General features: G+C 66.1%; 23 protein-coding genes and 3 pseudogenes. 14 read left to right on the forward strand and 12 right to left on the reverse strand.

The genetic code is table 11. The features are described from left to right. Window positions 1–42: 42 nt before the first annotated feature. The 5 genes and pseudogenes from LFT45_RS23410 to LFT45_RS02260 form a co-directional block, all read right to left on the reverse strand. Window positions 43–1,182 (reverse strand): annotated as a pseudogene (locus LFT45_RS23410) (DUF222 domain-containing protein); the annotation flags it as partial. Window positions 1,183–1,280: 98 nt separating this feature from the next. After that, window positions 1,281–2,132, reverse strand: a pseudogene (locus tag LFT45_RS23415) (DUF222 domain-containing protein); the annotation flags it as partial. Between the two features lie 385 nt (window positions 2,133–2,517). Beyond that, on the reverse strand, window positions 2,518–2,931 hold the full coding sequence (locus tag LFT45_RS02250) for a hypothetical protein (RefSeq protein WP_236806324.1): 414 nt from the start codon (window positions 2,929–2,931) through the stop codon (window positions 2,518–2,520). Between the two features lie 113 nt (window positions 2,932–3,044). After that, window positions 3,045–3,308: a GlsB/YeaQ/YmgE family stress response membrane protein gene (locus tag LFT45_RS02255; protein ID WP_236806325.1), complete on the reverse strand. Its 264-nt coding sequence runs from the start codon at window positions 3,306–3,308 to the stop codon at window positions 3,045–3,047. Between the two features lie 147 nt (window positions 3,309–3,455). Next, window positions 3,456–4,286: an aldo/keto reductase gene (locus LFT45_RS02260; protein ID WP_236806326.1), complete on the reverse strand. Its 831-nt coding sequence runs from the start codon at window positions 4,284–4,286 to the stop codon at window positions 3,456–3,458. 168 nt (window positions 4,287–4,454) lie between these two features. Between LFT45_RS02260 and LFT45_RS02265 the strand changes: the two genes are divergently transcribed. Continuing rightward, window positions 4,455–5,171, forward strand: a complete 717-nt coding sequence (locus tag LFT45_RS02265; RefSeq protein ID WP_236806327.1) for a CDP-alcohol phosphatidyltransferase family protein — start codon at window positions 4,455–4,457, stop codon at window positions 5,169–5,171. Window positions 5,172–5,308: 137 nt separating this feature from the next. After that, window positions 5,309–5,554 carry a hypothetical protein gene (locus LFT45_RS02270; RefSeq protein WP_236806328.1) on the forward strand — a complete coding sequence of 82 codons (246 nt, stop codon included), beginning with the start codon at window positions 5,309–5,311 and terminating at the stop codon, window positions 5,552–5,554. Window positions 5,555–5,581: 27 nt separating this feature from the next. Here LFT45_RS02270 and LFT45_RS02275 read toward each other — a convergent pair whose 3' ends face one another. The 3 genes from LFT45_RS02275 to LFT45_RS02285 are packed head-to-tail and all read right to left on the reverse strand — an operon-like array spanning window position 5,582 to window position 8,435. Continuing rightward, window positions 5,582–6,571: an NAD-dependent epimerase/dehydratase family protein gene (locus tag LFT45_RS02275; protein WP_236808867.1), complete on the reverse strand. Its 990-nt coding sequence runs from the start codon at window positions 6,569–6,571 to the stop codon at window positions 5,582–5,584. 53 nt (window positions 6,572–6,624) lie between these two features. Continuing rightward, entirely contained in the window at window positions 6,625–7,596 is a 972-nt protein-coding gene (locus tag LFT45_RS02280) for an aldo/keto reductase (protein ID WP_236806329.1), read from the reverse strand. A 17-nt stretch (window positions 7,597–7,613) separates the two neighbouring features. Then, window positions 7,614–8,435, reverse strand: coding sequence for an aldo/keto reductase (locus LFT45_RS02285; protein WP_236808873.1), 822 nt, complete (start codon window positions 8,433–8,435; stop codon window positions 7,614–7,616). Window positions 8,436–8,654: 219 nt separating this feature from the next. Between LFT45_RS02285 and LFT45_RS02290 the strand changes: the two genes are divergently transcribed. Next, window positions 8,655–9,599 carry a helix-turn-helix transcriptional regulator gene (locus tag LFT45_RS02290; RefSeq protein ID WP_236806330.1) on the forward strand — a complete coding sequence of 315 codons (945 nt, stop codon included), beginning with the start codon at window positions 8,655–8,657 and terminating at the stop codon, window positions 9,597–9,599. Window positions 9,600–10,058: 459 nt separating this feature from the next. Here the strand turns inward: LFT45_RS02290 and LFT45_RS02295 are convergent, their stop codons facing one another. Both LFT45_RS02295 and LFT45_RS02300 read right to left on the reverse strand, forming a co-directional pair. Next, entirely contained in the window at window positions 10,059–10,271 is a 213-nt protein-coding gene (locus LFT45_RS02295; RefSeq protein ID WP_111903282.1) for a dodecin, read from the reverse strand. Window positions 10,272–10,346: 75 nt separating this feature from the next. Further along, window positions 10,347–11,048: a FadR/GntR family transcriptional regulator gene (locus LFT45_RS02300; protein ID WP_236806331.1), complete on the reverse strand. Its 702-nt coding sequence runs from the start codon at window positions 11,046–11,048 to the stop codon at window positions 10,347–10,349. A gap of 153 nt (window positions 11,049–11,201) precedes the next feature. Here LFT45_RS02300 and LFT45_RS02305 point away from each other — a divergent pair, with 153 nt between their 5' ends. From LFT45_RS02305 to LFT45_RS02330, 6 genes are all read left to right on the forward strand, one after another. Continuing rightward, entirely contained in the window at window positions 11,202–12,677 is a 1,476-nt protein-coding gene (locus LFT45_RS02305) for a four-carbon acid sugar kinase family protein (protein WP_236806332.1), read from the forward strand. A gap of 83 nt (window positions 12,678–12,760) precedes the next feature. Next, window positions 12,761–13,669: an NAD(P)-dependent oxidoreductase gene (locus tag LFT45_RS02310; protein WP_236806333.1), complete on the forward strand. Its 909-nt coding sequence runs from the start codon at window positions 12,761–12,763 to the stop codon at window positions 13,667–13,669. Then, entirely contained in the window at window positions 13,669–14,538 is an 870-nt protein-coding gene (locus LFT45_RS02315) for a class II fructose-bisphosphate aldolase (protein ID WP_236806334.1), read from the forward strand. Before LFT45_RS02310 ends, LFT45_RS02315 begins: the two co-directional genes overlap by 1 nt. A 142-nt stretch (window positions 14,539–14,680) precedes the next feature. Next, window positions 14,681–15,994, forward strand: a complete 1,314-nt coding sequence (locus tag LFT45_RS02320) for an acyltransferase family protein (RefSeq protein WP_236808875.1) — start codon at window positions 14,681–14,683, stop codon at window positions 15,992–15,994. Beyond that, the gene (locus tag LFT45_RS02325) at window positions 15,991–16,344 is read left to right on the forward strand and encodes a GNAT family N-acetyltransferase (protein WP_236806335.1); all 354 of its coding nucleotides are present in this window, start codon (window positions 15,991–15,993) and stop codon (window positions 16,342–16,344) included. The genes LFT45_RS02320 and LFT45_RS02325 overlap by 4 nt, the downstream gene beginning before the upstream one ends. Before the next feature lie 168 nt (window positions 16,345–16,512). Then, the gene (locus LFT45_RS02330; protein ID WP_236806336.1) at window positions 16,513–16,839 is read left to right on the forward strand and encodes a hypothetical protein; all 327 of its coding nucleotides are present in this window, start codon (window positions 16,513–16,515) and stop codon (window positions 16,837–16,839) included. A gap of 68 nt (window positions 16,840–16,907) precedes the next feature. On the opposite strand, the gene LFT45_RS02335 is transcribed toward LFT45_RS02330, so the two are convergent. Continuing rightward, entirely contained in the window at window positions 16,908–17,420 is a 513-nt protein-coding gene (locus tag LFT45_RS02335) for a hypothetical protein (RefSeq protein WP_236806337.1), read from the reverse strand. A gap of 300 nt (window positions 17,421–17,720) precedes the next feature. On the opposite strand from LFT45_RS02335, the pseudogene LFT45_RS02340 reads away from it, so the two are divergent. The 5 genes and pseudogenes from LFT45_RS02340 to LFT45_RS02360 all read left to right on the forward strand — a co-directional run bounded on the left by LFT45_RS02340 (window position 17,721) and on the right by LFT45_RS02360 (window position 24,031). Beyond that, window positions 17,721–19,388 (forward strand): annotated as a pseudogene (locus LFT45_RS02340) (pyridoxal phosphate-dependent decarboxylase family protein). Then, on the forward strand, window positions 19,385–20,746 hold the full coding sequence (locus LFT45_RS02345; RefSeq protein WP_236806338.1) for a lysine N(6)-hydroxylase/L-ornithine N(5)-oxygenase family protein: 1,362 nt from the start codon (window positions 19,385–19,387) through the stop codon (window positions 20,744–20,746). Before LFT45_RS02340 ends, LFT45_RS02345 begins: the two are co-directional and overlap by 4 nt. Beyond that, window positions 20,743–21,306 (forward strand): GNAT family N-acetyltransferase, encoded by a 564-nt coding sequence (locus LFT45_RS02350; RefSeq protein WP_236806339.1) that lies wholly within the window; start codon window positions 20,743–20,745, stop codon window positions 21,304–21,306. Before LFT45_RS02345 ends, LFT45_RS02350 begins: the two co-directional genes overlap by 4 nt. After that, window positions 21,303–23,150, forward strand: coding sequence for an IucA/IucC family protein (locus LFT45_RS02355; protein WP_272912737.1), 1,848 nt, complete (start codon window positions 21,303–21,305; stop codon window positions 23,148–23,150). Before LFT45_RS02350 ends, LFT45_RS02355 begins: the two co-directional genes overlap by 4 nt. Window positions 23,151–23,227: 77 nt before the next feature. Next, entirely contained in the window at window positions 23,228–24,031 is an 804-nt protein-coding gene (locus LFT45_RS02360) for an SDR family NAD(P)-dependent oxidoreductase (protein WP_236806340.1), read from the forward strand. Here the strand turns inward: LFT45_RS02360 and LFT45_RS02365 are convergent. Beyond that, a complete protein-coding gene (locus LFT45_RS02365; protein WP_236806341.1) occupies window positions 23,970–25,055 on the reverse strand; it encodes an FUSC family protein in 1,086 nt (361 codons plus the stop codon). The genes LFT45_RS02360 and LFT45_RS02365 overlap by 62 nt on opposite strands. Window positions 25,056–25,273 lie beyond the last annotated feature (218 nt).

Consider the following 25,273-nt stretch of genomic DNA (forward strand, 5'->3'; position numbering starts at 1 on the left):
GTCACTCTTGCGCGGGCTGACTCTCGTGAAGCTGCCGTCACTTCATGTTTTGTGGTGGTGGTTTTGTCGGGGTTGTTGGCGGGGGTCGATGTGTGGTGGCGGGATGAACCATGGGATTCCGTTTTTGACGTGGATTTTCCACAGTTCTTTGTGGATGAGGTGGTGGTGGTGGGTGCAGAGGAGGACGCCGTTGTCGGTGCTGGTGGTTCCGCCTTGTGACCAGTAGGTGATGTGGTGGGCTTCGCACCAGGATGCGGGGATGGTGCAGTTGGGGAAGGCGCAGCCTTGGTCTCGGGCGTTGAGGGCTTTGCGGATGTGGGGCGGGAAGACCCGGGTGGCGCGGCCGATGTCGAGGATGCGTCCTTGGGAGCCGAGGAGGACGGGGATGATGTCGGCGTCGCAGGCGATTTTTCGGATGGTGGAGGCGGTGACGGGGCCGGTGTAGGTGAAGGTCCCGCTGCCGGTGGGTGTGTTGGCGGGCCCGGTGCCCGGCTGCGCGCGGAAGAGGAGTGTGCCGGCCCAGTTGATGCCGGGCAAGCTGGTGACGGGCCGGCTGCCTGTCAGGGGTTCGGGTTCGAAGGCCTGCCGAGTGCCTGGTGGGAGCTCGGCTTCGCTGGCTGGCTGCGTGTCTGGACCGGCTGGCTGTTCGGTGCTCCGACCGCTGTCTGTTGTCGCGGTGTCCGGGCGGGTTTGCCCGTTGGTGCGGTGGTTTTTGTTGTAGCGCGGGCCGTGGGCGGCGGTGGTTTTGATGCTGTTGAGGAGGTCTTGGTAGCCGATGGTGACCATGACTTGGGGGCGGAGTCCTCCGGTGGTGGGCAGGGTGCCGGCGGCGAGGGCTGCCTTGGTCGCGCCGACGAGGCCGTCGAGGCGTTGTTGGGCGGGGGTGCGGCGGTCCAGGTCCGGTTCCGGGGCGGGGGCGTTGAAGGCCGTGTCGAGGTCGATAGCGGCGCTGTCAGTGTTGGTGGCGTCGCTGTTGGTGGTGTCGGGGGTGGTGGTGCGGGGGTTGGTGGCGGTGTTCATGACGGTGGTGAGGACTTCGTATTGGTCGGTGGTGGCTCGGATTTCGAGGTGGTGCAGGCCGCCGCGTTTGTGGTGGATGAAGACGCCTTGGCGGTGCCGGAGGTTTTCTTCGGATGGTTCGGTGCCGTCCTGGTCGAGGGCGTCGATGCAGCGGTGGGCGATGCGGGTGAGGAAGTCGTGGTCGTTTTCGATCGCGGTTTGGTGAGGGTGTGTTCCATGTGGGCGATCGCGTCGGGGTCGGGGATGTGGCGGACTTTGTCCAGGGCGGTGGTGATGATGGTTGCGGCGCGGGAGGAGATGGTTCCGGCGGTGAGGGCGGCGGCGGTTTCTTCGCAGGCGGGCGGCATGGGCCGGCCGGCGAGTCCGGTGCGGGGGAGTGTGGCGTCGGCGAGGGCGAGGCGGCGGCGTGCTTCGGAGGAGCTGATCCGTAGCCGGGTGCGGAGGAACTCGGCGGTGTTCCGGGATCCGTCATCGGCCGGGGACCAGGTGGTCGCCGCGCGGACTGGAACCGACTGGGCCGTCATGGCAGCCGAAGCCGGGGTCTTGGCGGGGACGTCGACGGCGGCAGTTGTGGTGCTCCAAGAGGTAGCGGCGGTGGTGGATGCGGAGGTGGCGACGGAAGCGCCGGAGGGCTGAGCGCCGGGCGCCGTGGCAGGTTCAGGTTCGGGTTTGCCCCAGCCGGTGGTCCAGCCGGCCGCGCGGCTGGCGGTCTCTGCAGCGTTGATCGCCTCCGTGCGCGTCAGTTCCACAGCCGCGGCAGCCTGGAGCTGAAGGTACTCGACGCGGCGGGAGAGTTCCTCGGTGAGCTCCGCGAAATCGGCCGCGTCCTGGAAGCTCGCCGCGGCGAGTTCCGCCGGCGCCGCGGTGATTGCGGTGTCCAGCGCCGCTAGGGACGCCTTCAAATCAGCAGTTGCTGGGCGCAACGCAGGCACGGCGGCTGTGAAGCTGGCGGCAGCACCGCCGTCGGCCGTGTCCTCAGTAGAGGCGTCAGAAAGGAAACCGGCGGAGGGAACGCTGCGGAACCCGGGGCCGCGGATCAGAGCGGCGGCGCTGAAGCCGGAGACGTCAGTCCCGGCTGCGGTATCCGCTCGATCTTCCCCAATGGCTTCCATAGGAAAACTATCTCAACAGGGTCTGACATTTTTGGATGTGACCGGGGACGCTGCAGGCCACGAAGCGGGCGGCAGCACCGCCGTCGGACGATGATGTGTCCGCAACGGCGGTGCCGGACCCGGCAGAAGCCGGTCGCCCGAAAGCGGGCACGCAAGGCGGCCGGGCAGCAGCCAGGCCGGGCACTGCTGCCCGGCCTGGCATACCGTCCACGCCTTCCCCGATGGCTTCCATAGGAAGACACTGTCAGAGGGCTCTGACATTTTTAGTTCTTACCCACACCGCCCAGGGTGCAGGCTCAAGCGGGCAAACCTGAAGCTACCGCTTGTCCGGATTGCCATTCGTGGCAGCCCCGGCGGGAGTCACTCCGCCCCTGTCGGACCAGTCCTAACTCTTGCTGTCGTTTAGTGCCGGATCGGATTCAGCATCGGAGGTTCCGAGGTTGACGGTCTCCGGATGCGTGCTGTGGGCGGGCACGTGCCCGCTGTCTCCGGATGTGCCCGCTGCAGACGCAGTGCCGGCAGAAGCGGTGCCAGCGTCACCCGGCTTCGGTGCATCACGATGCATGGCCGAGCCGAGCACGGTTCCTGCCCGGCGCGCGGCTTCCGCCAGTTGGTCGCCAACTTCAGGAGCCTTTTCCTTGACGGCTTCGGTTGCTGCCGTGACCTTGTCCTGGACCGGCTTGCTGTCCCAGATGCCTGCGGCGCGCGCTTTGAGCTTGTCGTACGCTGCCCGGCCGGACCTGGATCCGAGTACGTAGCCTGCAGCGATTCCGGCGCCGAAGAGAAGTTTGGATTTCATGATGATCTCCTACTCTTGAGGGGGATCTGTACGATTTGGTTCGGCCCGGCAGGGCCTGGGGTAGGAAACCGGCCCCGGGAGTTTTCCCGGAGCCGGTTCCGGCACTGCCCTGTCTAGCGGGCCGTGCGCTTGGTGATCATGCCGTAAACGAGCAGCACGATAAGTGCGCCTCCGATCGCCAGCAGCCAGGTGGACAGCGAGAAGAACTCGTTGATACCGACATTAAAGAGCGCGCTGCCGATGAAGCCGCCGAGAATTGCGCCAACCACACCGAGCAGAAGCGTGATGAAAATGCCGCCGCCCTGCCGGCCGGGGAGGATGGCTTTAGCAATGGCTCCAGCAATGAGGCCAAGAATCAGAAATGCGAAAAAACCCATCTTTTATCGTTCCTTCTTCATCTAGAGGAGTTACCCGGATTGCCGGGTACGCTTCGTCCTTCTGCTCAATACTAATCATGCTTACTATTTTTTTGCCAGTCGCTATCTGGTGAGGGGCTAGGGGCAGCGCGCTCCGGGTGCCGGGGGCTAGTGGCCTTGGACGTCGGAATTTACCCCTGCCTCGGGGCCTTCATCGAGGGTGCTGATGGCAGTCAGGTCCTCCTCATCCAGGGCGAAGTCGAAGACGTCAATGTTCTCTTTCATCCGCTGGGGATCGGAGGACTTGGGGATGGCCACCAACCCCTGCTGGACGTGCCAGCGCAACACCACCTGGCTCGCCGTTTTGCCATGCTTGCCGGCGATTCGTGTCAGGACTGGCGCGGACAGCAGCCCCGACCCGGCACCTAGCGGGCTGTACGATTCTGTGGCGATCCCGTGCCGCTCGTTGTACGCGCAGTCCGCGGAGCGGTTTATGGAGGGGTTGAGTTGGATCTGGTTGACGGCCGGCACCACGTCGGTTTCCCACATGAGCTTTTCAAGATGAGCGGGCTTGAAGTTTGATACGCCGATCGACCGGACTTTCCCTTCGCCCTGCAGCCGCTCAAAGGTCTTCCAGGTGGAGATGAAATCGCCGCGGCGGGGGAGCGGCCAGTGGATCAGCAGTAAGTCCACATAGTCCAGGTTGAGCCGCCTGAGCGAGCCTTCGAGGCCTGCCACAGCCAGATCCCCACCCTGGAATTCGCCGTCCAGCTTGGTGGTGATGAAAAACTCCGTCCGGTCCAGGCCGCTCTCGCGGATCCCGGATCCGACGCCGGTCTCATTCCCGTACCGGACGGCTGTATCGATATGCCGGTACCCGGCTTCCGCAGCCCGTACGACGGCGTCACTCACCTCCCGGTCGTTCAGTGGCCAGGTGCCAAGGCCGATCTGAGGTATCCGGTTGCCGTCATTCAGCGTGATGACTGGTGCTTGTGCCATGCGGAAGAGTCTTTCCTATCGGCGGCAGTTTGCCCAGACCCCGTTTGCTGCCTCGAGTGTCCTAGTCTTGCTATCTTCCGAGGTCAGCCCTCGAATGCTCGTGGACCTCCTGTTGTTACGATGAGCGCAAGGAGGCATATGCAGGTCTTGCTCGCTAGGCGTGCTCTGGTGGACGTAGCCGTTGCCATGGCTGCTTTCCTTGTGTCCGGCAGCTGGATCCTGACCGCGGCAGGTGCTGAAGTGACGTACTTCCTTGCCGCCATGAGTGCCGGACTGGCGGTGGTGGGAAATGCCGCGGCCTCTGTCCTCAGCCGCAAGCCCCTGCTGACGACGGCCGCGGATCGCGTTACCCTGACTCGCGCTGTGTTGATTTCGTGTTGCGCGGCAATAGCGGTTCCAGCGTTGTTGGGCGGAAGCGGGCCCGGCGTGGCGGTGGTGGTGCTGGGTGCGGCGGCTTTCCTTCTTGATGCGGTGGACGGGGCCGTTGCGCGGCGATTTGCCTGTGAGAGCCCGGCGGGAGGCCGGCTGGACGTCCAGACTGACGCGGCGCTGGTCCTCGTACTGTCGTGCGCGGCAGTACCCATCGTCGGTCCCTGGGTCCTGGCCGTCGGACTCATGTGGTACGCCTTCGTGGCAGCGGGGTGGTTCCGGCCTGAACTGAAACGAACTCTGCCCGTTAAGAGGCTGCGCAAGGTAATAGGTGCCTACCAGCCCTGCGCCTTGCTGCTGGCACTCACGCCGGGGTTGCCAGGTGGAATCACCGCTGCTGCCGTTGTCCTGGCGCTTGTGGCGCTGCTGGCTTCGTTTGGCCGGGACGTCGTCGAGCTCGAGCAAGGCTATCGGAAGTGGACCGGCCGGCACTCCAGCACCGAACTGGTGAACTGATGGTCTCGGCTGAACTGACTCTTCCGCCACTTCTCGCAGGGCTTCGTGCTCTGGACTAACCGAGGTCCCGCTGGTAATCCTTGGAGTGGCCCGGCAGGAGGAAATCCTGGCCCTTCCAGCAGCTAAGGATCCAGACCATGAGCGAGACGCACGCAGATCCGGAGCAGAACCCGACTGACCAGAACGAAGACCAGGACCAGAACGAGGACCAGGACCAGAACGAGAGCGGTTCACCCCAAGGCTTCCCCTTTGACCCCAACCAGGACCCGCCCCAGGAGGAACCCGAAGTTCCCCACCAGGACAACCCGGGGCCACCCACCGGCCCGGACGGCGAGCCTGACGAGCCGGCGCTGGAGGATCCCCAGCGGCCGCCCGCCCGGTAAGAACCCGGTAAGAAGCTGTCGGTTGTCCTAGAAGGGCCGCCGGACCCAGTCGATGAGTTTGTCGCTCATGTCCATGAACCCGTCGTCCACCACCTGCAGCTCCGGCCAGGAGTCGTGCCACTGCACCACTTCCCGCGCACCAAAGGAAAATGGGATGGTTGCCGAGAACTGTGGAACCAGGGCCTTGATCTTGGAATTGTCGAACACCACCGAGTGCGACCGGTCGCCCAGCAGCCAGGGACCGCGGACCGGATCGATGGCCGCGATAGTTTCCGATGGCACATGGACCAGTTCCGGCCCGGCAACCCCGGCCGCCTGCGCGAACTGGCGGTAGATCGCGTCCCACGTGAGGAACTCGTCCGAGGTGATGGTGTAGCTTTCACCCACCGCTTGATAGCGGCCCATGAGCCCCACGAAAGCCTTGGCGAAATCACTGCTGTGCGTAACAGTCCACAGCGAAGCCCCGTCGCCATGCACAACAACTGGCAGGCCCGCCCGCATCCGGTGGATGTCCGTCCAGCCTCCCAGCAGCACGATCTTGGTCCGGTCGTAAGTATGAGACGGCCGCACCACCGTGACCGGAAAGTCCTCCTCGCGGTACGCCTGCAGCAGGACATCCTCGCAGGCAATTTTGTCCCGTGAATACTGCCAGTAGGGATTCCGCAGGGGGGTCGATTCCAGGATGGGGAGCCGGGCCGGCGGCTTTTGGTACGCCGAGGCTGAGCTGATGAACACGAACTGTCCGGTGCGGCCGCGGAACTGCTCCACAGCGGCGACGGCGTGCTCTGGAGTGAAGGAGATGAAGTCCGCGACGGCGTCGAACTCGCGTCCGCCCAGAACGTTCCGGACTGCTGCGGGATCGCGGACGTCTGCCCGCAGGATCTCCGTGCCGGCGGGCGTAGGACGGTCCACCGATCTTCCCCTATTAAGCACGGTGACCCGGTGGCCAAGCTCCGCCGCACGCGCCACCGCCGCAGCGCTGATCGCGCCGGTTCCACCGATGAACAGCAGCTTCAGCCGTGAGCCGTCCGGAAACTGCGGCTGCGGGGGCGCAGCATTGGCCGGGCCGCTCACCAGGCGTAGTCCTCCGGGGCGGTGCGATGTCCCGGGAAGATGGCATCGAGGCGCTTGAGCGCATCCTCATTCAGCGGGACGTCCAGGGCCCGGATGGCTGCATCCAGCTGTTCCTGCGTGCGCGGACCGACGATCGGGGCGGTGACAGCCGGCTGGTGAAGCAGCCACGCGAGGGCGACGTCTCCGGGCTCATGGCCCAGTTCCTCGGCGAAGTCCTCATATTCCCGGATCTGGTCGTGGTGCTTCTTGAGTGTTTCCGCCGCCCGCCCCTCAAGGCGCCGGACGCCGTCGCGCTCCTTTTTCAGTACCCCGCCCAGGAGCCCGCCGTGCAGCGGCGACCACGGGATGATGCCCAGGCCGTACTGCTGGGCGGCGGGGATGACCTCCAGCTCTACGTTCCGGGTCAGCAGGTTGTAGATGGACTGCTCGCTTATGAGGCCCGTGTAGTTCCGGCGGGTGGCGGCTTCCTGCGCCTGCGCTATGTGCCAGCCGGCGAAGTTGCTGCTGCCCGAGTAGAGGATTTTGCCCTGCTGGACGGCCACTTCGATGGCTTGCCAGATCTCATCCCACGGCGTGTTCCGGTCCACGTGATGGAACTGGTAGATGTCGATGTAATCAGTCTGGAGCCGCTTGAGGCTGGCATCGAGTGCCCGCCGGATGTTCAGGGCGGAAAGCTTGGACTCGTTGGGGCGGTCCGTCATACTGCCATAAAGCTTGGTGGCGAGCACGGTGCGCTCGCGGCGCTCGCCGCCCTTGGCGAACCAGCGGCCGATGATTTCCTCGGTCCAGCCGCGGTGCTCGGTTCCGCCATAGACGTTGGCGGTGTCAAAGAAATTGATGCCCGCCCCGTGGGCGGAATCCATGATCGAGTGCGCGGCGGATTCGTCGGTCTGCGGGCCGAAGTTCATGGTGCCCAGGCAAAGCCGGGAAACCTTCAGGCCCGAACGGCCCAGATGCGTGTACTGCATGGATGGTTGTCCTTCGCTTATAGCTGGGAAAAAGCGGCGACGGCGGGATCCGCGCCGATGCGCGACCCGGCCTCCAGCGCGTTGATTGACTCCGCTTCCGCGGCGGTCAGTTGGATCGCCGCTGCCGCCAAATTCTCCCGCATACGGGAGGAGTCGGCGGACTTGGGGATGACGATGTTACCGGCGGCCAGGTGCCACGCGAGGACAATCTGCGCTGGGGTGGCCCCGCGGTCCTCGGCAAGGCCGGTGACGGCAGCCGCGTCCAGGTCCGCGCCCTGCCCCAGCGGGCTATAGGCTTCCACCGCGATTCCGTGGGACCGGCTCTTGGCAGCGAGCGGGGCCTGCTGGAATGTGGGGTGCAGTTCGAACTGGTTAACGGCCGGAACCACCCCGGCGCCTGCCAGGACCGTGTCCAGGTGCTCCTCCAGGAAATTCGAAACGCCGATGGCGCGTGCCTCGCCGGTGGCGTAAATCTTTTCCAGTTCCTTCCACGCCTCGGCATAGAGACCCTGCGACGGCACCGGCCAGTGGATCAGGTAGAGGTCAATGAAGTCCAGCCCGAGGGCCTTCCTGCTGTTCTGGAACGCCTCCTGTGCGTTGCCCTGCTCGCCGTTGCGCAACTTGGTGGTGATGAAGAGTTCCTCGCGGGGTATCCCGGAGGCGGCAATGGCTGCGCCCACTCCCGCCTCATTCCGGTACGCCGCTGCGGTGTCGATGTGGCGATATCCGGCTTCGAGGGCATCCTCGACAATGCGCTGGGTCTCCTCGGGCGGCACCTGGAACACGCCGAATCCCAGCTGGGGGATGGAGACACCGTTGTTGAGGGTGAGGTGCGGGATCTCCAAGCCTTGCGGCGCGGGACCCTGCCCGGAGGCGTGGATGGCGGATTCCGGGGTCTGGGACATGTGAATTCTCCTTGCATCAGGGGCTGGCTCCATACGAGCCTATGCATCCCGAGCTCACGAGTCAGCAGCTGTGGCTGTCCCTGTTTTTCCTAGGATTGCCAGTCCTACCTTCGTTGTAGAAACTGCGCCCTAGGGACGGGCAGAATGGAATTCATGGGTCAGAGCGCCGAGTTCGGCAAATTCCTCAAAGCAATGCGGTCCCGGCTGAAACCGGAAGAAGCCGGCATCACGGACGGCGCCGGTGCCAGGCGGGTCCCGGGGCTGCGGCGGGAGGAAATCGCCCGCCTGGCAGGTGTCAGCACGGACTACTACACCCGGCTGGAACAGGGCCGTAATATCCACCCGTCGCGGGCGGTGCTGGATTCGGTGGCGCGCGCACTCAGGCTCGACGCCGGAGAGCAGGCCCACATGATGAACCTCATGGAACACTGCGCAGAATCGGCGCGGGCCCCGCTTCCGGTCCAGGCGGTCCGGCCCGCACTGCACCAGCTGCTGGAGGCAGTGGGTGACGTGCCTGCGCTGGTCCTGGGACGCCGCACGGACGTCCTGGCGGGTAACCGCATGGCCTTCCTGCTGTTCGCGGACTTCCCCGAGCTGCCGCCCGGGAAGCGGAACCTGACGCGCTGGCTCATCCTCGATTTGCGGGCCCGTGAGCTCTTCCGGGACTGGAAAAGCGTGGCGGCGGAGGCTGCCGGGGCGCTGCGGGTGGACGTGGGGCGGCATCCCAACGATGCGCAGGCCAACCAGCTGGTGGGGGAGCTTGCCGTGCACAGTGAGCATTTCCGTCAATGGTGGGCGGGCCACCGGGTGGGCACCCGCTCGTCAGGCGTCGTGCGGCTCCATCACCCCGCCGTGGGCGACCTGGAACTGAACTTTGAAAATCTTGTCCTTCCGGACGACGCCGACCAGATGCTACGGGTCTATTCGGCCCGGCCCGGCTCCCCGTCCGCGGATGCACTCACGCTGCTGGGCAGCCTCGGCGCGGGCACTGCCGCTGGCAGCGGGGCTGGAAGTACGACGACGGAGGGAAAGGCCGCTTCCGGCCCGCCGGACACGGCGGCCAAGGCGGAAGTGAGGCGGAACTCGAACGGCCCCTGACGGCTGCCTGGGCGGCCGGTGCTGCCCGCCGCTGCCGGCAACCCGGCTCGTGGCCGCTTCCTGTGCTGTTGCCCAGCCCGAGGGGCTGATTCTATTCACTCGCACATTGGGCCGGTGTGGTCCGTTTCATAGCCTTGGAGGAGGAACTCCTACCAGCCCTCAGACCCCAAGGATGACATTCAACGATGAAACGCATCGCACTGCTTCGGGAACGCCAGACACCTTCCGCTTCGACCGGAACCCACTGCCCGGCGTCGGGAATGTGGGCCCCTGCCGACGCGCCGGACGAGGCGCATGCTTTCTTTGAAGGGCAGGTATTTCCCGCGTTCCAGGGGATTCCGACAGTGTGGCGCCGGCGAGCAACCGGCCAGGATTAGGCAAGTGATGCGGCGCCGGCTGAACCTCAGCCGGCGCCGCATTACTGGTTCGCTACGCCCGGTGAAACCGGGTATTGCTATGTCAGTCCCGCTCCAGGCGGAACCCGAGCTTGAGGGTGACCTGCCAGTCCGCCACTTGGCCGTTCTCGAGGTGGCCGCGGACCTCCTTGACTTCGAACCAGTCCAGGTTGCGCAGCGTCTTTGCGGCGTCGGAAATGCCGTTGCGGACGGCCGCATCGATGCCTTCAGTCGAGGTTCCGACAATTTCAGAAATGCTGTAGGTGTTATTAGACAACTTCGCTCCTCGTGATCGCCATCGATACCCGGCTGCGGGCCGTTCCTGCAGAGTATCGGACGCGGCGCCCGGGGACTAGGTTTCCAGCACGTAGCTTCTGAGGTCGCTGAGGGTCTGCTGCATGTGGGCGTCCATGGCATCGCGTGCCTGCTGTGGATCGCGGGCAGCCAGAGCCTCGTAGATGCTCTGGTGGTGCCCGATCGCATGCTCCTGGATATCCGGCACCTTCGAGGTTTCGGTCCGTCCCTTTTCGAGAACGCGGTGCAGCGGTTCAAAGAGGACGGCCACAAAGACGTTTTCAGACGCCTGCAGTATCTGGTCATGGAAAGCCAGGTCGGCGGCAACAAAGCTCGCCACATCATTGTTCTGGTGGGCCTTCCGCATGTCCGCCACGCAGTCCCGAAGGCCTTCAAGCTCCGCTTCGGTAATGCGCTGTGCAGCGAGCTCGCAGGCACCCGTTTCCAGCATCCGGCGCAACTCGATCAGCTGAATGGCGGCGGCCGGGCCGTTCTGCCCCTCGGAGGTGGCCCGCAGCACTGCCTCGAGAGACGACCAGCGGTTCAGGGGGTTCACGAACGTGCCGCGGCCCCGTTCCACGCTAAGGATGCGCTGCGCCTCGAGGGTCTTCATCGCCTCCCGCACTGTCATCCGGCTGACGTCGTGCCGTGCGCTGAGTTCCAGTTCTCCTGGCACGCTGCTGCCCGGCGGAAACTCGCCGGAGATGATGCGGTCAAGGAGTTCGTCGGCGACGACGCCCACCAATGATTTGCGTGCCATTTCTTCCGTTCAGCGTCTATGGCCTTTTAGCCGGGGTACCTGCAAAGTGTACTTGCGCACGGGCTGTGCGTTATGCCACACTAGCACCAAACACCAGATGTCTGACATCTGACAAATGATCCCCAAGACAGTCTCAACACAACGGAGTGCACAGTGCCCCTCGAATCAGACGTTCTGGCCGCCTTTCCCGCCGAGCTCCAGATCCCTGCCAGCCAGGTGGCCGACGCTGTCGCGGCGACGGCTGCCACGTCCCCGCGCGTCCTCGTGGTGCTCGACGACGATCCCACCGGCACGCAGTCGGTGGCGGATCTTCCTGTGCTCACCCGCTGGGAAGTCGAGGACTTCCAGTGGGCTCTGCATCAGGGTAAGCCAGCCGTCTACGTGCTGACGAACACCCGCAGCCTTGACCCGGCAGAAGCGGCTGAGCGCAATGAAGAAGTGGTGCGCAACGCCCTCGCTGCTGCCCGCAACGGCGAAGGCGAGGTAAAGCTCGGCTTCGTGAGCCGCAGCGACTCGACCCTCCGCGGACACTTCCCCCTGGAACCGGACGTCATTGCTGCGACGGTGGCAGCCGAAAGCGGCGACTCAACGGACGGCGTCGTGATGGTTCCGGCATTTCCCGACGCCGGCCGCGTCACCATAGGCGGTGTGCACTACACGCGCGGGCCGGAGGCCGGCCAGCTGACGCCTGTTGCGGAGACCGAATTCGCGAAGGACGCCACCTTCGGCTTCGCCAATTCCGAGATGGCCCGGTACGTGGAAGAGAAGTCGCAGGGGCGGTTCGCCGCAGACTCCGTGATCGTGCTGGACCTGAACATCATCCGCGCCGGTTCCGCCACCGGGCAGGCTGAGGTGTCGGCCAAGGCAATCGCTGACGCGATCGAGCCGGCCACGCAGTCCACGCCCATCGTGGTGGACATTGTCACGGAAAACGACATGCGCGCCCTGGCCCTAGGTCTGGAGGAGGCCGAGCGCCGCGGCAAGAAGCTGCTGTACCGGGTTGGCCCGCCGTTCATGCGGGCCCGGATCGGCCAGGACATCAGGCCTGAACTCAGCGGCGAGGAAGCGTACGCGGGCAACACCCCATCCGAAGCCGGCGGCCTGATCGTCGTCGGCTCCCACGTGGGCGTGACCACCCGGCAGCTCAAGGTGCTCACGGACCGGCACGGCAGTGCGCGCATTGTGGAGATCGACGTCGAAAGGCTCCTCGGTGAGGAGGCAGCCGCGTACCTCGACCAGACGGTGGACACTGTCGTTGAGGCGCTGCGCGGCGGCGACGTCATTGTCCACACGAGCCGCCTGCTGATCAAGACCGACGACCCGGCTGAAAGCCTGCGGATCGCGCGCACCGTCTCCGCCGCCGTCGTCGCCGTGGTGAACCGGACGCTGAAAACCTTCCCGCCGCGGTTTGTCATCGCCAAGGGCGGCATCACGTCTTCGGATGTGGCGGCGCACGGTCTGGAGATCCGGCATGCGATCGTCCGCGGGCCCATGCTGCCTGGCATCGTGAGCCTGTGGGAGCCGGTTGACGGCCCGGCCAAGGGGATCCCGTACATCGTTTTTGCCGGCAACGTCGGTGACGACGAGTCGCTCGCCCAGGTCACCAGCAAGCTCAGCAACACGTTCTAGCATCCGTTGGTCGAGCTTGCCGAGACCGCGATTTCGACGAGCTCAATCACCGATCCCACACCTCGCACATAACGGAGAACACCATGACCTCGAATTACACAGTCACCGTCCTCGGACTGGGCGCCATGGGACTGCCCATGGCTACCCGTCTCGCCAGCCAGCTGACCGTCCACGGCTTCGACATCGCCGAACCGCGCCTGCGCCTCGCCGAGGAATCCGGCGTTAAGACCTTCGCTTCCGCCCGGGACGCAGCCCAGGACACCGACGCCCTGCTGCTCGCCGTGCGCAACAGTGAACAGCTCGACGACGTCCTGTTCGGCGGGAACGGCGTGGCCTCGGTGCTGAAGCCGGGTGCCGTCGTCATCCTGACCAGCACCGTGGGCACGGAGGCCATCCCGTCCACCGTCGCCCGCCTGGCAGAGTTCGGCGTCGGGCTCGTGGATGCGCCTCTCTCCGGCGGCCCCAAGCGTGCCGGCGAAGGCGACCTGCTGATCGTCGTCGGAGCCGAGCCCGCTGCCCTGGAAGGGGCACGTCCAGTCCTGGAACTGCTCGCCTCCACGCTGACCGTCGTCGGCGACAAGCCCGGTGACGGGCAGGCGCTGAAGACCGTCAACCAGCTGCTGTGCGGCATCCACATCGCTGCCGCCGCCGAGGCCATGGCGCTGGCCGACGCCCTGGGCCTGGACCAGGCGAAGACCCTGGCCGCCCTCGAGGCCGGTGCCGCGGGCTCCTTCATGCTGTCCAACCGCGGACCCCGCATCCTGGAGGCCTACACGGAGGAAGGCGCCGAGGTACTCAGCCGCCTGGACATCTTCGTCAAGGACATGGGCATCGTGGGCAAGGCCACGCGCAGTGCTGGCCTGGCGACCCCCGTTGCCGCCGCCGCCGAGCAGCTGTACCTGCTGGGCCAGGCGCACGGGCTCGCCGCCGCCGACGACTCCGCCGTCATCAAGGTGGTTGCCCCCACCAAGCGCACCGCCGGGGAAGGCTGATGCGGGCGCAGCTCGATGAGCTGGTGGTATCCGCCCTCAAGCGGGGGTCGGCCGTGCCGGCTTTCACCTGCTACGACTTCAACACGGCCCTTGCCGTGGTGAGCGCTGCGGAGGAAGCGAAACGCGGCGTCATCCTGCTGGTGGCGCCCAAGACCGCCGCCACAGCCAACGGGCTGAGGCTCATCTCTGCGCTCCGGGGCCTGGCGGACGCCGCGTCCGTGCCGGTTTCCTTGCAGCTCGACCACGCCTCAGACATCGGCGTCATCACCGCCGCCGTCACAGCCGGGGCGGACTCCGTCCTGGCAGACGGCTCGGCACTGCCATACGAAGACAACATCGCCTTGGTGAATGCAGTGCGCTCCGCACTCGAGGCCCAGGGTCACGCAGGCGTGGTCCTGGAGGCTGAACTGGGCGGCCTGGCCGGCGACGAGGACAAGGCCTTCGGCGCGGAGGGCGACGGGGCGGGCAACGAGGTTGCCGGGCTCACCGACTCCGCCCAGGTGGAGGACTTTGTGGCTCGGACGGGTGCGCAGCTGCTCGCCGTGGCCGTGGGCAACGTCCACGGAAAGTACAAGGGCGAGCCCCGGCTGCGCTGGGATGTCCTGCAGGACATCGCCGTGCGCACGCACATCCCGCTGGTGCTCCACGGCGCGTCCGGCATTCCGGGGGACGAACTGGCCAAGGCCCCGGCCATGAACGTGGGCAAGGTCAACTTCAACACCGAACTCCGCACCGGCGTCCTCGCCACGCTCGAGGAACAGCTTCCCGTGCACCGGGCCGACGGCGAAAACCTGCAGGGGCTGCTGGCCCGGTGGAACGCCGCCGCGAAGGACTTCAGCGCCGGAACGCTGGCGGTCCTCAGCCGCTGACGGGAGTTTTCGTCCACGTATCGCGACTTCGGGGGCCTTTAGCGGCCGATATGTGGACAAAAACTCCAGACCTCACATGAGGGCCAAGTTGGCGCACAATGGAAACTACAACGACGTAAGCGAGTTCCAGTGGTGGGGCGCCATGAAGAATTCCACGGAGCCTGCGGCGGGGACGGACATTGCCGAGCCCGCCCGGGACCTGGCCATCGATTTCGCGCGCTTAGTCTGCCTCGCCCTGGTGGTGGTGGGGCACTGCATGATGACCAGCCCGGTGCTGCACCCCGACGGCACCGTCACCACGGAAAACACCCTGGCCGAGCAGGACTGGTTCGAGCCGGTCATCTGGGTCTTCATGGTGATGCCGCTGTTCTTCGTGGCAGGAGGCATCACCGGGGCGCAATCCTGGCGGCGCATGCAGGCGCGCGGCGGCAGCGGCTTTGAGTTCGTCCAGTCCCGGCTGCTACGCCTGGTCCGTCCGGCGGCAGCACTGCTGGCGGTCATGTTCGTCGGCCTGTGGGGCGCGCTGCTGTCCGGCGTGGATCCGCAGGTGGTGCAGCTGCTGGCCAGCGGGGCCGGCATGCCGCTGTGGTTCCTCGCGGCCTACCTGGCGGCCCAGCTGAATATTCCGCTCCTGGTGGGACTGCACCGGCGTGCCCGGTGGCTGACTCTGCTGGGCCTGGTGGCGCTCGTGGTGACGGTTGACTGCTTCCGTGGGGCTTTCCCGACGCTCGCGTACATCAACATGGTGTTCGTGTGGTGCGCGGTGCAGCAACTCGGGTTCTTTGTGGCGGACGGCTGGCTGGACCGGTGCAGCAGGTCGGAGCTGGCAGGGCTGGTCGCCGCGAGCAACGTGCTGATGCTCATTTTGGTGGTGCTGGGCCTGTACCGGGACAACATGCTGGTGAACCTGAATCCGCCCAACCTCAGCCTGTTCCTGCTGGGCATCTCGCAGGCGGCGGTGCTGCAGCTTTCCCGGCCGCAGCTGTTCGCCCTCGCCGGCGTGCGCTGGATCCGCACCGTGATGGCCGTCGTTGGCCGGCATGCCATGACGGTCTACCTTTGGCACCTGCCGCTGCTGGCTGCCATGACCGGGCTGCTCCTGCTGACCGACTTTCCTAAGCCCGCCTCGGGCAGCGCGGAATGGTGGTGGTCACGCCCGCTCGTCTTCCTCGGAGTGGTCATCCTCCTGCTGCCGGCGGTTCTCCTGTTCGGTCGGCTTGAGGAACGGCCGACGCCGGCCATGCACTCACGGGGCCGGGCGCCGGGGGCTGTGGTGACCGCCGTCGTCGTCGTTTTTGTCCCGGTGGCTGACGCCGCCGTTAATGGCCTGACGTTGGGGCTCCTGGGCGGCGGTGCCGCCTGCTTCCTTCTGGCCGTGCTGTTGCTGGGGCGCGTTCCCGCACGCGGAATTCGACCATTGCCAGCACAGCCATTAAGTGCCAATGTCGAACCATGACCGAGAACACGACAGCCGCCGAGGACCAGTTCACCCCGGACGTCACCACCTTCCGGAACGATGCGCTCCACCGCTACGAACTGCACGTGGGCGGGAAGCTGGCGGTGGAAGTCAGGTTCGAAGACAAGCCTGGGCACGTGGACTTCATCCACACCCAGACGTCCGAGCAGTTCCAGGGCCATGGCCTGGCCAAGGTGCTGATCCACTTTGCCCTAGACGATGTTGTGGCGGCGGGCAAGAGGATCATCCCGCACTGCCCGTTTACGGCCCGTTACCTGCGCAAGCACGAGGTGTACACGCAGTGCATCGACTGGCCTGAGGCGGCCGCGCCCAAGCTTTTGGGTACCTGAAGCGTCCCCGCGCCGTAGGATCCCCACGGGCCGTTAACCGCGGTACTTGTGACTGCCGGGACATTTCCGTACGATCGGGCAGGGCTATGCAGTTGGCCTTCAGACTCTCTATTTTGGGGACTTCCTTGAACCACAACTGCGCGGGCCGGGGCGATGACTGACGCGGCGATGAACGAAGAAACTATTCCTGAAGACATAGCCGCCGGTCCCATGGCGGACGAAGAACTGTGCCGTCTTCTGGACGGATGCCTGAACGACGCCGTGGACCCCGGTGCAACGCTCGCCTCGATTCCGGATGCCGGGTTGGCCCGGCTGGCGGACGGGCTGTACCGGCACTTGGACACTCCCAGCCCTGCTTTTGGTGCGCGCTTCTGGTATCTCCAGGTCACCGACGAGCTCCGGCTGCGCCACCTTGGCTCGTCCCACCCGGCCGCCATTGTTCCGGGCACCATTGCTGCGGCCACCCCCGTGGCGAGCGAGGTCCCCGCCGGGTAGGCGCGGGAGCCCACGTGTCCGTTCGCGCTGGGTGCTTTCGCGCTGGGTGGGGATTACGACGGCGGGGGTTACCTTGCGCCGTTGCGTTGCCAATGCGTCCGCTGCCATTGCGCCGCGTGCCAGAAAAGCAGGCCAAGGGCCCCGACGAGCCCGGCGAAAAGGATCTGCGGCGCGAACGTGATCCACATGTAGCTGACGGGCATGACCTGCGGCTCGGTGCCTGAATTCAGTGATTCCTGCGCGAGCGTGAAGACCCCGAACGGCGACACCAGCAGGATCGCCACGAGAACCCACAACCCCGCGATGAACGGGTTCACGGCCAGTCGGCTCCGCTGCCCGATGTCCGACGCCTCGTAGGGTACGAAACCCGCTGGCCCGGAAGCGGTCGGGCCGGCGCCTTGATCCCCAGCGCCCGGTTGTCCCGGCCCGAGGCCCGGCTGCCCAAATTCTTGCCTGCCCTGGCCCGCCGCTGAAGGGCCGAGGCGGCCGTCACCGGAAGGCGTCAAGCGCCCGTATCCGGTGGGGTTTCCCTGTGGATCGACTTCCCGAAAATTTATCGGATCATGCTCACTGCCGGACATGCCCCCCTGCTTCCTGCTGCGGTCTACGCCTCGTGCCAGAAACTCTACTCCGCCCGTCCTGCCCTGTCCCCGGTGGCGACCGCCCCGGCGGCCCGCGCTCTCCCGGCTGGGCATTATGTGCCGTTCGGCCGCGTCGGGAAAGTCAATGACCCTTGATAACGAAGAAGAACCCCCGGATTGGGGTGGCCCGCAGAAATTACATCACGGAAGTTTGACTAAAAGGCTTACCTAAGTAAGGCTGTCCTTGCTTGGTGCCCATTGCTGGTACCTGGTGCTTATCCCACCGATAGAAGGATGACTATGACGCTGCTGCCCGACGTGGAAGAGCCACGCGCGGACTTCGATGCCGGAACCGGAGTTGAGGCTCGAAACCCCTACGCCCAAGACGCGGGCCCGGCTGCTTCCAGCCTGGACTTCGGGTCCGGTGTGGAACTCGCCCTCGCCGCCAGCAACCAGCTGTTCAATGCCCGGAATGCGCCGCGCTACGTGGCCCAGGTGCTACAGGGCGTCAACGCCGTGGCCACCAAACTCGAGCGGACCTCGCAGCCGTTCACCGGCGTCGGCCCGGCCGAGATGAAGCGCCGCGTGGACGCCGTAGACCTGGAGTAGCCGCTGCCGGATACCGCGGCTGCCCTCGAGGAGCTGCAGCACACCTACCTGCGCGACGCCGTGTACTTCCATGATGCGAAGTACGCCGCGCACCTGAACTGCCCGGTGGTCATTCCCGCCCTGGTGGGGGAGGCAGTGCTCTCGGCGGTGAACTCGTCGATGGACACGTGGGACCAAAGCGCCGGCGCCACCATGATCGAGCGCCGCCTCATCGACTGGTCGGCAGAGCGGCTCGGGCTGGGAAACGAGGCCGACGGCGTGTTCACGTCCGGCGGCAGCCAGTCCAACCTGCAGGCGCTGCTCATCGCCCGCAACCATGCGGTGGCCCGGCTGCGGCAGGACCCGGCCAACGAGGGGCTGCGTCTCCCGCTGCTGCTCGAGAAGCTGCGGATCTTCACGTCAGTGGACAGCCACTTCAGCATCCAGAAGTCGGCCTCCATGCTGGGACTGGGGTTCGACGCCGTCGTATCCGTCGCCTGCACGGCGGACCACCGGATGGATCCGGCTACTTTGGCCAGCGCGCTGGCCACGGCCCACGACGACGGCCTGGTTCCCATGGCGGTTGTGGGTACGGCCGGGACCACCGACTTCGGCGCCGTGGATCCGCTGACTGACCTCGCCGCCCTGGCCGGAGCCTACGGCGCATGGTTCCACGTTGACGCCGCGTACGGCGGCGGGCTCATGGTCTCCAACCGCCACCGCCATCTCCTGGACGGCATCCGGCTGGCGGACTCCGTCACGGTGGACTTCCACAAGACCTTCTTCCAGCCGGTCAGTTCCAGCGCACTGCTGGTCCGCGAGGGTGCAATGCTGCGCCACGTCACCTACTACGCCGACTACCTCAACCCGGAAACCGCTGCCCGCGCCGAGATCCCCAACCAGGTGGACAAGAGCATCCAGACCACGCGCCGGTTCGACGCCCTCAAGCTGTGGCTGACGCTCCGGATCATGGGTGCCGCCGCCGTGGGCGCACTGCTCGACGAAGCCATCGACCTGGCTTCCCGGGTGGGCTCGGTACTCGCGGCAGACAATGACTTCGAGTTGGCGGCCGAACCACAGCTGAGCACGCTGGTCTTTCGGTACCGTCCGGTCCTGGCAGACGGCACACGGCTTTCGGAGGACGCGGCCGATGAGCTGAATCCGGCTATCCGCTCCGCAGTGTTCGCGTCCGGCCAGGCTGTCGTGGCGGGCACGAAGGTGGCAGGACGGCACTACCTGAAGTTCACGCTCCTCAACGCCGAGGCGACTCTCGAGGACATCGGCGAGATCATCGGCCTGCTTCGAAGCTCCGGCGAAAGCCTGCTCGCAGCCGGTCTCCCGGGTGCCGGCTCCGAGGCAAAGACCGAGGCCCCCGCATGAGCACGCCGTCATTCAGCACCCCTGCATCCAGCACCTCAAACAAAGACCGCGTTTACGACTTCGCCGGGATCGGCGTCGGGCCCTTCAACCTTGGGCTCGCGGCCCTGAGTGAACCCATTGAAGGCCTCGACGGCGTGTTCCTCGAGCGCCGCGAATCCTTCGACTGGCATCCCGGCATGATGCTGGAGCCGGCCCACCTGCAGGTACCGTTCATGGCGGACCTCGTGACGCTGGCGGATCCGACGTCACCATACTCATTCCTGAACTTCCTCAAGCAGACCGGGCGCCTCTACCGCTTCTACATCCGTGAAAACTTCTACCCCCTGCGGGCGGAGTACAACCAGTACTGCCAGTGGGTTGCCGGGCAGCTGCCTTCGGTCCGGTTTGGCACGCACGTCACCGAGGTGACGTACGACGGCGGCGTGTACACGCTTTCGGTGGACGGCCCGGCCGGGCCGGAGGTGATTCGTGCGCGCCGGCTGGTGCTCGGTACAGGAACATCACCCTACATCCCGGACGCGTGCCGCGAGATCCTGGGGTCCGGGGGAACGGTTCTCCACAACGCGGACTACCTGGCACGCAAGAGCGAACTCCAGCAGCGGCGCAGCATCACCATCGTGGGCAGCGGGCAGAGCGCGGCGGAGATCTACTACGAACTGCTGCAGGACATCGACGTGCACGGGTACCAGCTCAACTGGGTCACGCGCTCGGGCAGGTTCTTTCCGCTGGAATACACCAAGCTCACGCTGGAGATGACCTCGCCGGAGTACGTTGACTACTTCCACGGGCTCCCGCAGGAGCGGCGCGACTCGCTCATCAAGAACCAGAAGAACCTCTACAAGGGCATCAACTCCGAGCTCATCGATTCGATCTACGACCTCCTGTACACCAAGAGCCTCTCGGGCATGGTGGATACCCGGCTGCTCACGCATTCGACCGTGACAGGTGCCGGCTGGAATGCCTCCGCCGGCTCCCACTCCCTGGAGCTGGCCCACGGGGAGCAGGGCACGGACTACTCGCTGGAGACGGAGGCGGTGGTCCTGGCCACCGGATACGCGTACCGTGAGCCGGCGTTCCTGGCCGGCGTGCAGGAGCGCATTGCCCGGGACGGCGCAGGAAGGTTCGCCGTGCAGCGCAACTACAGCACCGGCGTCGAACCCGGCGAAATCTTCGTGCAGAACGCGGAACTCCACACCCACGGTTTCGTCACACCGGACCTCGGCATGGCCGCCTACCGCAACTCGTGCATCCTCGGGGAAATCCTGGGCCGCGAGGTCTATCCGGTGGAGCGCAGCATCGCTTTCCAGGAGTTCGGCGCACCCGCTGCAGTATCTACGAACATCGAGGTGCCCGCTTGAGCTTCACGTTCCGCTGCGTCGACGCGGCTGCCGACGCCCCACTCATCCACAGCTGGGTCACCCGCCGGTACGCCTCCTTCTGGGGGATGCTGAACGCGACAGTCGAGGACGTCGTGGAGGAGTATTCCAAAATCCAGTCCAGCGGACATCACCACGCACTGCTGGGGATCGACGACGGCGTCCCCGCCTTCCTGATGGAGGAGTACCTGCCGGAGTCATCGCCGCTCTCGGACGTCTACACCGTCCAGCCCGGCGACATCGGCATGCACCTGCTGGTGGCTCCGCCGCAGGGGACGCCGCGCAACGGGTTCACTGCCGGCGTCATGGAGACCGTCCTGGACCGGCTCTTCCAAAAGCCCGGCGTGGAGCGCGTGGTGGTGGAGCCCGACGCCCGCAACACCAAGATCCACGTCCTCAACGCGCGGCTGGGCTTCGAGCCCGCCGGCGAGGTGACCCTTCCGGACAAGCAGGCCCTCCTGAGCTTCTGCACGCGCGAGTCGTTCCACTCCGCCCGTTCTTCTACCCCCGAACGCCAGCCAACCCAGGGAGCATCACTGTGACCACCCTTGAATTCGAATCTGCCCTGACCGCAGGCAACGCGGCAGCCCACCTCACACCCGAACGCTGGGCTGCTGCCAACAGGCACCTGGTCCGCAAGGCGCTCTCCGAGTTCTCACATGAGCGGATCCTGGTTCCGGAGCCGGTGGGTGACAATGAGAGCAACTGTGCCGGCGGGTACCGGGTCCGGAGCGATGACAGCACCGCTGAATACCGCTTCTCGGCCCGGGTCCTGCAGCTGGACCACTGGTCCATCGACGCTTCCTCCATCACCTGCAGCCGCAACGGCGAGGACGCCCCGCTGGACGCGCTGCGCTTCATCACCGAGTTCTCCGGCACCCTCGGCATCCGCCAGGAGATGCTCCCGGTCTACCTTGAGGAGATCAGCAGCACGCTCTCCAGCCATGCGTTCAAGCAATGGGTGGGCCAACCGTCGTCGGCCGAACTGGCGGCCGGCGTGACCCGCGGCGCGGATGCAGCCACGGACTTCCAGGCGATTGAACGCAGCATGACCGAGGGGCATCCGTGCTTTGTGGCCAACAACGGCCGGTTGGGCTTCGGAATCGGTGACTACTGTGCCTTCGCCCCCGAGGCCGGAGCCCCGGTGCAGCTGGAGTGGATCGCGGTGCACCGCGGCAAAGCGGTCTTCACCTCCAGTGCAGGCCTGAGTTACACCGCCCATCTTGAAGCCGAACTGGGGACGGGCGCTTTGGTGTTCTTCGACGCCGAGCTCGGCGCCCTGGGCCTCGACCCGGCCGAGTACTTCCTGATGCCGGTGCATCCGTGGCAGTGGGAGAACAAGCTGACGGTCACATTCGCGGCCGAGATCGCGCAACGGCGCATCGTCCACCTCGGGATCGGGGCCGACAGCTATCAGGCGCAGCAGTCCATCCGCACGTTTTTCAACACCGCGGCGCCGGAGAAGACGTACGTGAAGACAGCCATGTCGGTCCTCAACATGGGGTTCATGCGCGGGCTGTCGCCGCAGTACATGAAGGCCACGCCGGCGATCAATGACTGGCTCCAGGACCTGATCGCCGGTGACGGGGCGCTCCAGGGCCGGGGGCTCGCCATGATCCGCGAAGTGGCGGCCATTGGTTATCACAACGGCTATTACGAGGCAGCCGCTGCGAAGGGATCGCCCTACCGCAAGATGCTGTCCGCGCTGTGGCGGGAGAGCCCGCTGCCGCTGCTCAAGGACGGGCAGCAGCTGGCCACCATGGCCTCGCTCCTGCACGTTGACGCCGCCGGCAAACCCATGGTGTCCGCGCTGATCGAGCAGTCGGGGCTGGAGCCTGCCGCGTGGCTGCGGCAGTACTTCGAGGCGTACCTCGTGCCGCTGGTGCACTGCCTGTACCGCTACGAGCTCGCGTTCATGCCCCACGGCGAAAACGTGATCCTGGTCCTTGAGAACGGCGTGCCGGTCCGCGCCGTCATGAAGGACATCGCCGAGGAGATTGTGGTGATGGGGGACAGGCTTGACCTGCCCGAAGCGGTGTCCCGGATCAAGGTGGACATTCCTGACGGGGACAAGGTCTTGTCCATCTTCACCGATGTGTTCGACTGTATCTTCCGTTTCCTTGCGGCCCTTCTGGAGGAAGACGGCGTGCTCAGCGGCGAGGAGTTCTGGCGCACGGCGGCGGCGGCGGTTCGCGACTACCAGGGTGAGCACCCGGAACTGGCGGATCAGTTTGTCCGCCATGATCTGTTCGCCCCGGACTTCGAGCTGTCCTGCCTGAACCGGCTGCAGCTGCGCAACAACCAGCAGATGCTCGATCTTGCCGACCCGTCCGGTGGCCTGCAGAAGGCGGGAAGGCTCGCGAATCCGCTGGCCAACTTCGCCTGAACTCGGCCGCCCGGCGGGGCTGATCTCAGCGGCGCCGCGGGGCTGTTTTCAGCGTGCCGCGGGCTTAGGCTGTTGCCATGACGCCCAACACCGCCAGACCCACCGCCCTCGTCACCGGCGCCACCGCGGGACTGGGTGCAGAATTCGCCCGCCAGCTTGGCGAACAGGGGAACAACCTCGTGCTCGTGGCCCGCGACACGGCACGGCTGCAGGCCACCGCGGAGGAGCTGCAGCGGCGGTACGGAACAACGGCTGAGGTGCTGACCGCGGACCTGACCGACGACGGCGGCGTGGCCGCCGTCGTCGGGCGCCTTTCCGACCCCGCACGGCCGGTAGACGTACTGGTGAACAACGCCGGAATCGGGCTGCTGCACAACTTCGACGAGAACTCGATCGAGGACGAGAAGAAGCACCTGAAGCTGCACGTGGAGACGTCCATGGAACTCTGCCACGCCGCCCTTCAGGGCATGCTGGCGCGCGGTTCCGGCCGCATCATCAACGTGGCCAGCGTGGCGGCCTTCCTGCCCCGCGGCTCCTACTCGGCGGCGAAGGCGTGGCTGCTCAGCTTCAGCCGCTGGGCGAACCTCGCCTACTCGCCCCGCGGCGTGAAGGTGACCGCCGTCTGCCCCGGCTTTGTCCACACCGAGTTCCACGACCGGATGGGCATGGACAAGTCCGTGGCCCCGGGCTGGACCTGGTTGCGGCCAGGCCGTGTGGTGCGCGAAGCACTGGCGGACAATGAGCGCGGGAAGGCTGTTTCCATCCCGACCAAGCGCTACAAGGTGCTGGCCGCCGTCGTCCGCGTGGTGCCGGACAGGTTTACGGCCGGACCGCCGCGCCGGCCGCAGGAGCCTGGCGCCGGTTCCGCCGCGAGCGGATAAGCACCACCACCAGAATTCCGGTGCCGGCCCCCACCACGGTTTCAACGGCGCGTTCGACAATGAGCACCTGCGGGTCCGCCGGCGCCGCGAGGTGGGTCATCAGCAGGATGACCGGAGTGAACCAGACCATCGCCAGCCCGTAGTGCCGGGTCATGAAGAGTTCGGTGCCGAACTGGAATACGATCACCAGCAGTGCCAGCACCGCGGCCTCCGCTCCCGGGAAAAAGTGCAGCGGGGCCCAGGGGCCCGGCAGAAGTACGACGGCGACCAGCACCAGCCCGAGGAACGTCCCCATGATTCTGTGGATGCCGCGGTGGACACTGCTGGGCAGGTCCGCGCCGGCGAGTGGTACCGCGGCGGCGGCCATCGCCCAGTGCGGGTGGCCGCTTCCGGTCAGGACGCCAACGGTGCCTGCGGCCCCGACGGCCAGCACGTAGCGGGCCGCGTGGATTGCGGCGTGGCGCCGGAAGGTTCCGTGGAGGCGGACTGCGGGACGGACCGCGCCGGGATGCCAGGCCCTGCCGCGGACCCAGCCGCCGAATCCCACGAGCAGGGAGAAAGCGGCGGAACCGGCAGCAATGAGCAGCGCAACATACCAGGGCACGGCGGTGGGAACGGATGCGCAGGCGCCCAGGGCGAGGATCCCGAAGAAGGGGCCGTTGGGCCGCAGCCGCACTTTGTCGGAATAGACAGACCCCGCGCCGGCCAGCAGGGCTTCGATGCCCACGAGCCACCAGGAGTGCAGGCCGTTGACCGACAGGACCACGCCAACGGTCACGCCGGACAGCAGAACCAGTGCCGCCTGCAGCTGATGTGTGAGCCGGAGCTGGTGCGGCTCGGAGCGGCCGTACATGCCGGTGAGCGCGCCGAACACGGCATAGATGGTGAGCTCGGGCCGGCCAAGGAGCAGCAGGACGAGGGAGGGGACGGCCACGCTGATGGCCACCCGCCACGCCGAGAGATAGTCATTGTTGGCGGGGCCAAAGCTGTGCAGCTGCCGCAGGTGGCGCACTAAAGACTGCACCGGCAGGACCCCCTTCATCCTTCGAAATTAGCACTCCAGCAAAGATCTCACCGCGCGCTGCGTCACAAAGTGAGGCAGGCAACAGAGCTGCCTCGACTGGGCAAAATTTGGCAGCACGGCAGCACGGCAGCGCGGGCGGCGCGGGCGGCGCGAAGGCCCGCCGGGCGTGCCCCGTGGAAGGGGCATACCGGGGACGGGCCTTCAGTCGCGCCAGCCTT

It is taken from the genome of Arthrobacter sp. FW305-BF8 (genome assembly GCF_021789315.1).
Taxonomy (GTDB): Bacteria; Actinomycetota; Actinomycetes; order Actinomycetales; family Micrococcaceae; genus Arthrobacter.

What these genes read in the sequence shown, in the direction of transcription:
- LFT45_RS02250 (WP_236806324.1), bottom strand. Translation starts at nt 2,931, where the DNA reads ATGAAATCCAAACTTCTCTTCGGCGCCGGAATCGCTGCAGGCTACGTA.
- LFT45_RS02255 (WP_236806325.1), bottom strand. Translation starts at nt 3,308, where the DNA reads ATGGGTTTTTTCGCATTTCTGATTCTTGGCCTCATTGCTGGAGCCATT.
- LFT45_RS02260 (WP_236806326.1), bottom strand. Translation starts at nt 4,286, where the DNA reads ATGGCACAAGCACCAGTCATCACGCTGAATGACGGCAACCGGATACCT.
- LFT45_RS02270 (WP_236806328.1), top strand. Translation starts at nt 5,309, where the DNA reads ATGAGCGAGACGCACGCAGATCCGGAGCAGAACCCGACTGACCAGAAC.
- LFT45_RS02280 (WP_236806329.1), bottom strand. Translation starts at nt 7,596, where the DNA reads ATGCAGTACACGCATCTGGGCCGTTCGGGCCTGAAGGTTTCCCGGCTT.
- LFT45_RS02290 (WP_236806330.1), top strand. Translation starts at nt 8,655, where the DNA reads ATGGGTCAGAGCGCCGAGTTCGGCAAATTCCTCAAAGCAATGCGGTCC.
- LFT45_RS02300 (WP_236806331.1), bottom strand. Translation starts at nt 11,048, where the DNA reads ATGGCACGCAAATCATTGGTGGGCGTCGTCGCCGACGAACTCCTTGAC.
- LFT45_RS02310 (WP_236806333.1), top strand. Translation starts at nt 12,761, where the DNA reads ATGACCTCGAATTACACAGTCACCGTCCTCGGACTGGGCGCCATGGGA.
- LFT45_RS02315 (WP_236806334.1), top strand. Translation starts at nt 13,669, where the DNA reads ATGCGGGCGCAGCTCGATGAGCTGGTGGTATCCGCCCTCAAGCGGGGG.
- LFT45_RS02320 (WP_236808875.1), top strand. Translation starts at nt 14,681, where the DNA reads ATGAAGAATTCCACGGAGCCTGCGGCGGGGACGGACATTGCCGAGCCC.
- LFT45_RS02325 (WP_236806335.1), top strand. Translation starts at nt 15,991, where the DNA reads ATGACCGAGAACACGACAGCCGCCGAGGACCAGTTCACCCCGGACGTC.
- LFT45_RS02330 (WP_236806336.1), top strand. Translation starts at nt 16,513, where the DNA reads ATGAACGAAGAAACTATTCCTGAAGACATAGCCGCCGGTCCCATGGCG.
- LFT45_RS02335 (WP_236806337.1), bottom strand. Translation starts at nt 17,420, where the DNA reads ATGTCCGGCAGTGAGCATGATCCGATAAATTTTCGGGAAGTCGATCCA.
- LFT45_RS02345 (WP_236806338.1), top strand. Translation starts at nt 19,385, where the DNA reads ATGAGCACGCCGTCATTCAGCACCCCTGCATCCAGCACCTCAAACAAA.
- LFT45_RS02360 (WP_236806340.1), top strand. Translation starts at nt 23,228, where the DNA reads ATGACGCCCAACACCGCCAGACCCACCGCCCTCGTCACCGGCGCCACC.